The 11,912-nt window shown below is 33.3% G+C and carries 11 protein-coding genes; all 11 read right to left on the reverse strand.

Annotated elements, in window-relative coordinates:
• Positions 1-33: 33 nt before the first annotated feature.
• Positions 34-1,002 carry an acyltransferase domain-containing protein gene (locus tag Q1A73_RS18035; protein ID WP_299608325.1) on the reverse strand — a complete coding sequence of 323 codons (969 nt, stop codon included), beginning with the start codon at positions 1,000-1,002 and terminating at the stop codon, positions 34-36.
• Positions 1,003-1,043: 41 nt separating this feature from the next.
• A complete protein-coding gene (locus Q1A73_RS18040) occupies positions 1,044-1,790 on the reverse strand; it encodes a polyketide synthase (protein ID WP_299608327.1) in 747 nt (248 codons plus the stop codon).
• Entirely contained in the window at positions 1,778-2,560 is a 783-nt protein-coding gene (locus Q1A73_RS18045) for an enoyl-CoA hydratase/isomerase (RefSeq protein ID WP_299608329.1), read from the reverse strand. The genes Q1A73_RS18040 and Q1A73_RS18045 overlap by 13 nt, the downstream gene beginning before the upstream one ends.
• Before the next feature lies 1 nt (position 2,561).
• Entirely contained in the window at positions 2,562-3,806 is a 1,245-nt protein-coding gene (locus Q1A73_RS18050) for a hydroxymethylglutaryl-CoA synthase family protein (protein WP_299608331.1), read from the reverse strand.
• 21 nt (positions 3,807-3,827) lie between these two features.
• Positions 3,828-5,090, reverse strand: coding sequence for a beta-ketoacyl synthase N-terminal-like domain-containing protein (locus Q1A73_RS18055; RefSeq protein WP_299608333.1), 1,263 nt, complete (start codon positions 5,088-5,090; stop codon positions 3,828-3,830).
• Positions 5,090-5,341, reverse strand: coding sequence for a hypothetical protein (locus Q1A73_RS18060; RefSeq protein WP_299608335.1), 252 nt, complete (start codon positions 5,339-5,341; stop codon positions 5,090-5,092). Before Q1A73_RS18060 ends, Q1A73_RS18055 begins: the two co-directional genes overlap by 1 nt.
• A complete protein-coding gene (locus Q1A73_RS18065) occupies positions 5,342-5,581 on the reverse strand; it encodes a phosphopantetheine-binding protein (protein WP_299608337.1) in 240 nt (79 codons plus the stop codon).
• Positions 5,582-5,590: 9 nt separating this feature from the next.
• The gene (fabD, locus tag Q1A73_RS18070) at positions 5,591-7,882 is read right to left on the reverse strand and encodes an ACP S-malonyltransferase (protein WP_299608339.1); all 2,292 of its coding nucleotides are present in this window, start codon (positions 7,880-7,882) and stop codon (positions 5,591-5,593) included.
• A gap of 30 nt (positions 7,883-7,912) precedes the next feature.
• Entirely contained in the window at positions 7,913-9,193 is a 1,281-nt protein-coding gene (locus Q1A73_RS18075) for an MFS transporter (protein WP_299608341.1), read from the reverse strand.
• A 65-nt stretch (positions 9,194-9,258) separates the two neighbouring features.
• Positions 9,259-10,167 (reverse strand): DUF6734 family protein, encoded by a 909-nt coding sequence (locus tag Q1A73_RS18080; RefSeq protein WP_299608343.1) that lies wholly within the window; start codon positions 10,165-10,167, stop codon positions 9,259-9,261.
• Positions 10,168-10,381: 214 nt separating this feature from the next.
• Positions 10,382-11,878 (reverse strand): trehalose-6-phosphate synthase, encoded by a 1,497-nt coding sequence (locus Q1A73_RS18085; RefSeq protein WP_299608345.1) that lies wholly within the window; start codon positions 11,876-11,878, stop codon positions 10,382-10,384.
• Positions 11,879-11,912: the final 34 nt, after the last annotated feature.

Consider the following 11,912-nt stretch of genomic DNA (forward strand, 5'->3'; position numbering starts at 1 on the left):
CATTAATAATCATAAAAGCATACCAGAGCTATCTCAAGTGGTATTAATTTTGTATTCATTGATAAATCTTTCCAATTGAATTTCTTCTTGCTGAAAAGGAGTCATGATTTTAAAAACTTTGGATTTAGAACTTTTGTTTATGTTATATTGAACAAAAGTTGCCATAGTCCCAGAAGGTCCTAAATCTATATATATGCCTTCTCCATTGGATTCTATCGATTCTACTGTCTTAGAAATATTATTGTAACGGCTTATAACATCCCAAAAATATTCTCTACCAAATTCAGAAAGTTGTCTGCCATCGGCGCCAGAGTAATAATTACAACGTGGTGTTGATAGAGAAATATTATGACTCATAAAATAATCAAATCCGTGTTTTGCATTTTTAATCAATGGAGAATGAAAAGGATAATTTACAGGAAGTTGAACATGATTTAAATTTAGTTTTTTCAATTCGCGTTTAAAAGCTTCTATATCGTGTTTTAAACCTGAAAATGTGTTATGTCCACTAAAATTAGAAGATGCTAAATACAAATTATGCTTTGTATACAACTTATTTAACTTACTAATTCCTTCTCGAAATACTGTTATCATTCCTCCTTCTGTATTTTCTCGTACAATAGATTTAGCTTGTTCTATTGATGCTTCCAGAGCACTTCTTGCATCCCATATTCCGCTGGCCACTCCTGCAGCAAACTCTCCTAGACTGTTTCCACAAACATAATCCGGAAATACTCCTAGATCCTCCATTACTGTATACATTGCAATCTCTATGGCTACTATTGCCGGATGGGTAATTAGAAGATCATCGAATGTAGGATTCGTTTCTTTGTATAATTCATATATAAGTGATCGGTCTATATTTTTCTGAATAATAGAATCACTGGTGATAAGACTTTGTTTAAAAACGTTATTATTTTCAAACAATTTTTGTCCCATTTTCCTATAATGACTCCCTTGACCAGAGAATAGAAATCCTATCTTTACATTATTATTTATCAAAATTATTGGTATAACTTGTTTTTATAATCCTTTTAAATGACTTATCTGCCAAACATTTTTTCTATCCTTTCTGCTACCTCCGGTTGATGAAAAGTTATCTCATGCATTTTAAGTTCTTGATCAATAACTGTTGGCAATTTTTTCTTTAACTCACCGTTCATATGCTCCTTAAGCGTTATCAATGAAATTCTTGGTTTTTGACTAAGTGTTTTTGCAAAAGAAAACGCCTCTTTCAATACATTTACTTTAGGAACTACCTTAAAAGGAATGCCTCTTTCTTTTAGCTCTTGACCTCTATAATTAAGTCCAGAAAACAACATTTCTTTTCCTAATTCGGATCCTAACTTAAAGGGTACCATATAGGTCCCACCCATACCTGGAGTGAAACCATAATTCATAAAATTTGTAGTATAAATATTCTCTTTGCCCAAGATGCAAAAATCGGCATACAAACCAAACACAAATCCACCACCAATTCCATGGCCTTGCATTGCAGAAATTACAGGTATTTTACAATGCAATGGGGCGGTAAAAAATGGATTCTCATTAAAGACTATTTCTCCTTTATGAATGGCAATCAACTCATCTTTGGTTCCTCCACAGCAAAAGTAATTATCATATCCAGCAAGTATCACTACCTTATATGCAGTATTGTTATTGATTTTCTCAAATATGTCTACAAGGCCATTGATTAGTCTTTCTGAAAAAGTATTTCTAGCCTCCTTATCACACATTGTAACTTCTACAATATCATGACCTAGCTCTTTTAATTTTACTACTGATTCCATGGCATTTTTCCTTCATTGACAAAACTGTTGATTTTCGATCGTACCGTATCTCTCATTAAAAGAGAAGAAATCTTATTTACTGCCAATTCCTTAGTTTGTTCATTAATAATCCACAATTCGCCCATATATTCTTTTAGTTCTTTAATTGTATCAGTCTCTAACTTTGTTAACCTAAGTAAATTTTTTCTTACATTCTCTTCTAAATTTGTCCCGATTTCGTCGACCAATCCAATCTCAAGAGCTTTATCTACGGACACCCCTTGAGTGATTAGTGCCATCCATTGTGCTTTTTGATATCCAACACGCCGAATTAAAAAAGGCATTACACAAGCAGGAAGTAAACCAAACAAAGCCTCGGACAACCCAAAAGTTGCACTGTGATCTGCAATTACTATATCACAAGAGGCTATTATCCCAATTCCTCCTGCATTAACTTTACCCTTAACTTTAGCTATGGTTACCTTAGAACTAAAAGCGATACTTTTTAATAAATCATAAAATTTATTTTGACTTTCTTTATTTGATATTTCAAAGTTTTCAACTTCGATCGTTTTAAATTCTAAACCAGTACAGAAGAAATCAGGCAATCCTTCAAACAAAACCACTTTGATATCCTTGTCCAATTCGAACTGGGTAAAGACTTTTGTTATTTCATTAATTAATGTTAGATCAATTGCGTTATTCGCTTCTGGCCTGTTTATTTTAATTGTAACAGTTTGTCTCCATTGGTTTATTTTGATTGTTTTAAATGGGTTTTCTTCTGTATGCATATTAAGTCCATTTATAGATTCGATGGTAATCTTTAATCTCGGTAAGAATTAATTTACCTTTATTTTGTATATGGCTAAAAGGTTCTGAAAATTGTTCAAAATCTAGCTGGTAATTTTTAGTTCCAAATTTTAATTTTGTGTTTACAGAAAATGTGTTTTCGTATTCTTCTACGGATAGTTGATACCTATTATTTAAATGTTCGGTTAGTTTAAATTCTCTTAATTTTTGTTGGGACTTTTCAGAAGCTACTCCACTGTAAAATTCAGAGCAACATCCCGATCCATAGGAGAATACCCCTATACGTTTACCGTTTTTAAAATCACCATTTTCAATAGTACTTGCCAATGCTAGATGCGTTGTAGCTCCCATTATATTACCTACTCGTTGACAAAATTGCAGAGACGGTTTTACACGTTTATCGAAATCTTGGTCAATATAATTTGGATTTGCCTTTTTAAACTTTCTCATGTTTGATCGATGCGCTCCTTTTACCATTCCTCCAAAAGGGGTATGAAAAGTTAAATATCCAAAAGTAGATTCGTAATCTACTCCGTCCACTTTTTTTTGATATTCTTCAAATGTTTTTTCACAACAATCAAGATATGATAACAAGGAAAGGTCTGCGTTTCCGGCTTCAACATCTGGTGCCGGTCTACATGTATCCATTACTTCATATCCATAATAACCATTGGCTCCTTTATCCACTTTAAAAACTACAGGGTTATTACTTACCAGCATTGCAACGGCACCAGATCCAGAACTTGGCTCTGCAAAAGACATTTCTATAGATCCATCTAGCTCCCCTACCCGAATGATATCGGTACATATTACAAGGGCTTTTTTATTCAACGATGTCTCCGAGTAAATATAATTGATAGCCATTTGTAATCCCGCTGTGCCAGAATAACATGCATTTTTCACTTCAAAAAGACGACAGTTTCTGTGTAATCCTAAGTAATGATGGATATACGTACTAATAGACTTTCCAAAATCGACACCAGACTCTGTACAAGTTATAATCATATCAATTTGATCAATTTCTTCTTTGGATAAACTATCGAGTATAGGTTTTGCCGCATTTACTCCATTAGAAACTTGATCTTCATATGGCATGATAACCGTTTTCTCATTGATCAATAACTTTTCGAAGCGCATTGCATCTAAACCTCTTGCCGTTGCTAAATCAGAAACATTTAGAGTCGCTGAACCGCAATAAATATTCATAGCTTCTATCCCTACATCCATATTTTTATTTTATTTTATTTATTATTTCTTTATTACAATTGATGTATTTATACCACCAAAGCCAAAATTATTGTTAATCGCATAGCTATGCATCAATGATTGTTTGGAGTTTAAAACCCATTGGATTTTATCAGTTATCGGATTGGATAAATTATGACAAGGATGAAGATATCCCTGTTGCATTTGAAGTAATGTAGCCACAGTTTCAATCACCCCTGATGCAGATAAAGAATGCCCAATTAGTGATTTAGTGCTATTTGCTTTTATCCCGCTCAGTCCTGAACCAATCAGGGCTTCAATTTCGGCTGTATCACCAGAAATTGAGGCCGTCCCATGGGTATTAATATATCGTATATCACTTGGTGACACGTTTGCAGATTTCATAGCTTTAATCATAGCTTTTTTTTCTCCCTCGGATGAAGGATTAGGATTTCTATTCCCGTCCAAGTTAACTCCGTATCCGGCAATTACACCGTGAGCCTTTTTTCTTCTGGCAGTCGCATGCTTTTCTGATTCTAGAATGAGGCACGCAGCAGATTGACCATACACAAAGCCTTTTCGCAAGGAATCAAATGGCCTGCAAATTTCATTAGGTGAAAGCTTATCAACTCTAGCCATAGCACCTAAAGCTGTAAAACCCTGAAACTCATAAATGGAAAGATCCATCACAGGTGCAACTACAATTACTACATCATATTCGTTATTTCTGATAAGTCGAACTCCCTGGATTATACTCATATTTCCACTAGCTGAGGAAGCTCCAACTACATGTCCTTCTCCATTAACCTCAAGTAACTCGGACAAAACACCTATTACATCAGTATCAAAAAAATTAAAACCGTAATTTGGGTTTATAAAATGGACTTTGTCTTGATACTTTTTCCGTACTTCCTGATGATATGCTTGCTGAATATTAGTCCCTGAGGAAACTATTGCCACTTTATCTAAATCTACATCGCTACGATTTAATTCTGAGTCATACCAAGCTTCGATTGCACAAAATAAGCCACTACCAATACTTTTCGACACATTCCTTAAATACTTTATCTTATCTACAATAGGATCATCCAATATAAATTCGTTTACAGATTTTTTAAAATTAAAATTTTCTAGCTCTGCTATTGGATATATAAACTCTTTATCGTGTTCTTTAAATTCTGTAGTTGAAAAATTAGTACTTCCGTTCATTAAGGACTGAGAAAATTCATTCAGTCCAACTCCGATTGGAGTACAAGCTCCCATCCCGGTAACCAAAACATTATTTTGTGTAACAGGTAAAATCATTAATTTATGTTATTAACTTTTTGCTCAAACATTCTTGCTAATTCGCCTAAATTTCTTGCCGAATAAAATTCAGAAGACACAGCATTTACTTGAAGGTCTTCTATCGTTTGTATAATTAACTCAGCTCTACCAATAGAATCTAAACCAAGAGGCGATAAGATTGCATTCTTTTTGATGGTTACATCTTCCAAATGGACAGCTATTTTTTTAATATTAGCAACGATCAATTCAAAAATCTGATTTTCATTCATTTACTTTTGTTTTTCCATTAATAAATCTGCTAATTGGTCAATAGTTTCTGCGGTCACAAACTCGATTCTAGATACATCCAAGTCTAATTTTTCTAATGTCAATGTAATTAACTCACCTCTATCCACAGAATTAGCACCGAGATCGACGAAGGTCTCAGTTGTGGAAATTTCCTGATCCTGTAATTCTGGTAAAATCTCCAGTAAGTTGTCTTTGATAATCTGTATTAAATTGTTTTTCATAGTATTTTTTTATTTTATCATATTTAAAAGTTTCTCTGATAATATATCAGCTCCTTCTTCCATTATTTTTATGCCTATTTCATCAACATGACGGTTTTTCCAGTGTTCTAAAGATGTTCCTTTGACCCATTGATTAAAAGAACCTAGTGCTGGGCCGGTATGGACTTGAAAATCTGACTTATTTTCTATATTCCCTTCAAATGCAAGTCGATTAGAATATGCAAAATACCATTTGAATACAAGCGCCATTTTATGCGAAGGAATTTGTTCAGCCTTAGCAACCTCATCTCGTTCGTTATTATTAATTAGATAAGCTTTTGTCTCTTCCCATACTTCGGATATAGATTTCTTAAAATAACTTTTCTCTAAACGAGTTTGTATTTTTTGAGGAATATCGTCTAATGAATCATATTGCCTGTAGATGGCAAACAACTTATTGGCTCTTGCAGGAAAGAGAACTCCTTTTTTCAGCACCTGAATTCTAGAACCTATTTCGAACATATCACCTGCCGGTGCATAGTCCGTATCCTGAACATTTATATCTTGAAGTAAATCTTTTACAGTATTGCTAGTTCCTGCCTCAACGGTACATTGATTAATAGATCCGGTAGTTATGAAATCGGCTCCCATAATATAGGCACAAGCTACGGCACTAGGTGTTCCTATGCCTCCCCCAAGGCCTATTCGAATAGATTTATTGTAATTATAACTAGATTCTATTTGGTTTTTGAGCTGTTTGATAGATGGAAATAATACGAATGCCACACCTCCGTCTGTATGTCCTCCAGAATCCGCCTCTACACAAATATCATAACACATCGGTACCGACTCTGACATTACCGCTTGTTCTTGAGAAATTAAATTTTCATCTAAAAGTTGATTGACAAATTTTCTTGGTGCTGGTTTCATAAAAACTTCCGCAACTTCTGGTCTAGAAACCTTTGCAATAATCTTATTTTTACATTCGATTATTCCTTCGCTATTTCTTTCTAAACCAGCTAAGTGATAATAAACAAGTGATTTAGTAATTTGCATAAAAGCTGAGGCTTCGACTTTTCTTATCTTATATTTTAAGAAAAGGGTAACTTGATCCATTTCATTTGAAGGACAAGCCATATCATGTAACAAATTCATACCATAGCTTGCAGTTTTATCCACATTGCTTTGTATGTATTTGATGTTTTCTTCTATTTCTTGAATTGACATCCCACCAGTACCCAAAAAGCTAAGCATATTGGAATTTGCCATTTTCACAACTAATTCTTTAGAAGCAATCCCCCTATACATACTACCAGTCATGTATGCATATTTAACATTATGATCATCCCGAAAAGCCTTACTCCCTAATTGAATGGCAGCTACTTTATCATTATTTATTTGCAATAAATTATCATTATCCGTAGTACTCTTCTCTGAATTTATAGGCGTAGAAGATGTTTTAATGTTCGCTATCTCTTTAATTGGGCTACACTTTTCAGTAATCTCACCAACCATTTTGGTAAGGATGCTGCCTCCAATTTCCTCGTATTGGGAAACTCCTTTTCCCATCAGAAATCTTATAGAATCTATCCATTGAACAGAGCTTGTGATTTGTGTGCTCAGTAAGTTTTTTATGTCGTTTGGATTATAAGGTAATGCAGTTGCATTTGCTATCACTGGTACTTTGGTTGGTGAAAATTCAAAACCTTTTATAAATTCCTTAAACTCATCAGCTGCCGGTTTCATATATCTTGAATGGAACGGTGCGCTTACAAACAATGGAATCGCTTTTATACCTTTCCCGTCAAAGTTTTTCAAAACACTTTCCATAACTTCACTTTTACCGGAAATTACGATCTGAGAAGGCGAATTAAAGTTTGCAATATCTACTTCATCATAATCAGAGTCATCTAGTTGTTGTCTTAGCTCTTTACTATCTAAACCTAATACGGCAATCATCCCTCCTCCAGATGCTGCAGCCATGAGCTCTCCTCTTTTTTGCACCATCCTTAATCCAGTTTCGAAGTCAAAGACTCCGGCACTTAATAGCGCATTATATTCTCCTAAACTATGTCCAATAAGATAGTCAGGTATTTCATTTTTATATTGTTCGTAATACCTAAACGCATTGACAACGTATAAAGCAGGTTGTGTAAATTGAGTTTTACCTAATAGCCTTTTTGGGTCTGAAAGGCAAAGTTCTTCCAGGTCATAACCCAATATCGATGATGCAAGTTCTGTTTGTGATCGATACATTGGAAATAAATCCTTACCCATTCCTTTATATTGAGAACCCTGACCAGGGAACATTACTGTTTTCATAACTTAAATTGTTTTTATCACAAGCAACCCTTAACTATCTGCCGGATGCTTTAGTTTTTTTATATATAATAAGTCTATCTGTTTAAAAATTTTCTTCCTTTTGATAAAGCCAGTGAAGACAAATACTAACCCTCCAATCAAAGAAAACAATATCAAAATGACATAAGTTCTATCTGTACCGGGATAATAATTTCTATTTAATGGAATCTGATCTGCAACAGGGATCAATACATAATCGATTAAAACACTTGTTATTAAAAAAGATACTGGTACCCAAATACCTATTATTAGACCTTTATAACCAGAAACTCTTCCTTGTAAATCATAAGGCACCGTATTTTGCCAAAAAGTATGATCGCAGATCATCATTATAGATGAAAAAAACATAAAAAGGCAACATAATATTGACACCGAAGTAATACTAATCGGTATGAATAAGAACAAGACCAAAATAAAACTAACGATCATTAATAAATTAAGAATGCTTTTCATCGGATACATAAACCCCTTAAAAAAACTCATTAATCCACCACCTAAAAAGCTTCCTATCCCAGCAAGAATCATCGTAATACTTAATCCAATTTCATCAGAAAACCCTAAAACCATTGGAGTAATTAATATTCCTAATCCTCCAAGGAAAAAACTAATTACAGAATAAAAGACTAGTATTTCTGCCATTCCTTTTTTTGATGTAAAGAAGTCTTTAACTTCCTTAAAATCATTTCGAACTGTAAACTTCTTTTTTGTTGCGGTATCAAGTCCATACTTTATAGTTAAGAAACCTATAATCGAAACAGAAAAAGTAAGAATATCAATCACAAAGACTGCTTCTAAACCAATAAGATTATAAATCAAAGGCACTATGATCGGCACCAGTATTGTTGTCAAGGCAATAGAAGTCTCTTCCAATCCTTTTGCCTTACTAATTTTTTCTTTCGGAACCAGTACTACAGTCGACACATAAAATGCCTTTCCTATAAAACCATTGACAATAGAGTTCAAAAAGGTAATCAACAATACGTGCCAAACTTTTATAAAATCCAGATGGTATAAGGTCATCAAAACAATACTGAAAAATCCGGCCAAGAGTTGTCCATAAATAATTATCTTTCTTTTATCAAAACGATCAATAAAACCTCCAATAAAGGGCCCTAAAAGAATTGGAGGCAACACTGTAAGAAAGCTAATTAATGCATACACAAAGGTAGTTTGAGAGGAATTCAAAATCCACAAACCAAGGGAGAAAGAAGTCATCGCAGTACCTAAAATAGATATTGTTGCAAAAAATAACAGAATTGAATATTTTTTCATATTACGATTTTTAAACAAAAGCTAGCACCTATTTTAGCAATAGTTCTTTTGATTTATCATTGCGTTTATTCAGTTACTTTAATCTTTGACGGAATTACATTCTCATAGTATTCTGGATAATGAGTTTTAACTTTATTTTCTAGTTCGTCACAGAATTCTTTATGCTTTTTGCAGTATTCACCATACAAATGAATGAATTTTGCATCCTTAGGAGCTTCTTTGAACCTGGTTAAGTTTTGGAAGAAAATATCGAGCTTTTGCTCTCCTACTATATCCGAATAACAGGCTACATCGATGTTTTGAGATTGTGTTAAGCAATAAAATAAATACTGTTCGAATATTGTATTAAATCGTCCTATATCTATATTTGATAGTTTATCAACATTGTTATCGACAAATTTGAAGGCTTCTTTGCTATAATTTTTGAAAAAAGCGATATCATTCCCACCGATAATTCCAGCATTATAGGCATGAATTTTCTCTTCTACTTTCCTGTTTTCTAAAATCACTTCTGGAAATACGACGTTATTAGTTTTGAGATTTTTGTACAGATTCTCATAAAAAGGGTATCCTTTTTCAAAGTGTTGTGTTACCAATCTAGCGTTATGAAGTTTTTCCGAAAAAGCACCCCAAACATAAACATCGTTATCCACATGTATAAATGGCTCATCCTGGATACTATAAGAATAAATCTTACCTAATGCCCATAAATCCGGATGATATTCATTTAGATCATCTAGTATCACATGAACCTTGGTATATGGTAACTTTAACTGATCTATCAGTATTTCTTTTCCCAGTTTATCAGTAACCAGTTCTACTTTATCATAATATTTTTTTAATTGTAAGCAGCTAAAAATCCAACTTAGTGAATGTGTTTTTTCATATAGCCAACCACCTGAATACCGTCCACTTTCAGATTCCATAATTCCATTTAGTACCGGTTTAGTCCAATAACTTTGTATTATTTTCATACAGCTTGAATAATGTTTAAAAATTTATATTAATTGTTATTTTATTGATTTGATCGTTTTAAAATCTCAAAAATCAAATGATCTTAAAGACTTCGTTAGAATTGCTTATTACCTAATTCATTATTTTGAAAACCTATATATGTTTATTTTTTGCTCTACCTAGGTTTATTTATCGATAACTCTCCACGAATTTTGAGTTAATTTGTATTTCTTTTCACATATCATATCCACTTTTATATTGATTGATTTTGCGCACCAATATGTCAAAACTCAGTGCTTCTAACTGACGCTCTTCTTCTTTAATCAACAGAGCATCAAAAATATCTTTAGCCCATTGGACAACGTTATAAGATTGTAACCGATCGTGCATTTTTCTATTTCTAGTTAACAATTCGTCCTTACTAAAAGTCAATGCTTGATGAATCGCCAAGGTAATTTCATCCACATTGTACGGGTTTATGGAAATGGCTCCTTTCAGTTCATCACTGGCTCCTGCAAACTCACTTAATACCAAAGCTCCTTTATCTAAATTGTTAGCCGCCAGGTATTCTTTTGCAATGAGGTTCATGCCATCTTTTAAAGGTGTTACCAATGCAATATCACTCGTTTTGTATAATGCACATATCTCATATATATCTATTTGCTTATACCAATAAACAACAGGTATCCATGTGTTAGTGCTATAAGTTCCATTTATGTTACCTACCCATTTATCAATTTCATTTTTTATTTCCTTATAGGCTGGTATATCCCTTCTTGATGGTGCGACAATAAGCTTCAATACTACTTTTTCTTTCCATTCTGGAAACTGATCCAAAAAATTATTAAACCCTTTTAATCTATTTAGAATACCTTTTGTATAATCAAGCCTATCTACGGATAAAATGATCTTCTTGTTATCATTTTGAGCCATAGATTTTCCCTTAAGATTTACGCATTTGTCAGTTTGGGTAATTGCCTTAATGCCATTATAATCAATACCCATTGGAAACACCCCCACTTCACTTTTTCTGTCTGGCAACAAAATCTTATTATCAATACAATCTAATTGGAGAATCTCTTTTACATTTTTAAAAAAATTCTTTGCATATTCATTCGTATGAAAGCCTATTAAATCTGCTCCAGAAATCCCTTCTAAAATTTTAATTCTTTGATTATTTGGTAATCGCTTAAAACTATTCAAGTCCGGAAAAGGAATATGAAGAAAATATGTAATCTTTATTTTGGGATAGTCCCGACGAATTAACGCTGGTAACAACATTAAATGATAATCATGAATCCACACGACATCTCCGTCTGCTAATGTTTGACGAAGAGATTCATAAAAGACCATATTTGCCTTAACATAGATATCCCAAGCATTGGAATTATTATCTTCTATAAAGTTTGGAAACCCATGAAATAATGGCCAGATAATCTGATTACAGAATTCATCGTAAAACCCTTTAATTAATTCCTTTTCCAAAAAAACAGGATCGTACTTATAATTGGATAAGAATTCATTACGGATTTTTGTTTTTTCTCCTGCTCCTATTTCACAACCTGGCCAACCTAGCCACCTGTAATCGGTAAATTTGGTTTCTCCATTTTTTATCTTTTCCAAATATGAGTGGATTCCAGTGGCCAATCCTCCAACACTTCTTTTGCCCTTAGAATTTTTAGCGTCTGAAAGTGTAATCGGAAGTCTATTTGAAACAATAACTAATCTCATAAGTTCGGTATTACCTTGTTTATAATTAATTGAA

The organism is uncultured Aquimarina sp. (assembly GCF_947492115.1).
Classification (GTDB): domain Bacteria; phylum Bacteroidota; class Bacteroidia; order Flavobacteriales; family Flavobacteriaceae; genus Aquimarina.

Excerpts from the sequence above, each read along its gene's own strand:
- Q1A73_RS18040 (WP_299608327.1), bottom strand. The coding sequence starts at position 1,790 with ATGGAATCAGTAGTAAAATTAAAAGAGCTAGGTCATGATATTGTAGAA.
- Q1A73_RS18045 (WP_299608329.1), bottom strand. The coding sequence starts at position 2,560 with ATGCATACAGAAGAAAACCCATTTAAAACAATCAAAATAAACCAATGG.
- Q1A73_RS18050 (WP_299608331.1), bottom strand. The coding sequence starts at position 3,806 with ATGGATGTAGGGATAGAAGCTATGAATATTTATTGCGGTTCAGCGACT.
- Q1A73_RS18055 (WP_299608333.1), bottom strand. The coding sequence starts at position 5,090 with ATGATTTTACCTGTTACACAAAATAATGTTTTGGTTACCGGGATGGGA.
- Q1A73_RS18060 (WP_299608335.1), bottom strand. The coding sequence starts at position 5,341 with ATGAATGAAAATCAGATTTTTGAATTGATCGTTGCTAATATTAAAAAA.
- Q1A73_RS18065 (WP_299608337.1), bottom strand. The coding sequence starts at position 5,581 with ATGAAAAACAATTTAATACAGATTATCAAAGACAACTTACTGGAGATT.
- fabD (WP_299608339.1), bottom strand. The coding sequence starts at position 7,882 with ATGAAAACAGTAATGTTCCCTGGTCAGGGTTCTCAATATAAAGGAATG.
- Q1A73_RS18075 (WP_299608341.1), bottom strand. The coding sequence starts at position 9,193 with ATGAAAAAATATTCAATTCTGTTATTTTTTGCAACAATATCTATTTTA.
- Q1A73_RS18080 (WP_299608343.1), bottom strand. The coding sequence starts at position 10,167 with ATGAAAATAATACAAAGTTATTGGACTAAACCGGTACTAAATGGAATT.
- Q1A73_RS18085 (WP_299608345.1), bottom strand. The coding sequence starts at position 11,878 with ATGAGATTAGTTATTGTTTCAAATAGACTTCCGATTACACTTTCAGAC.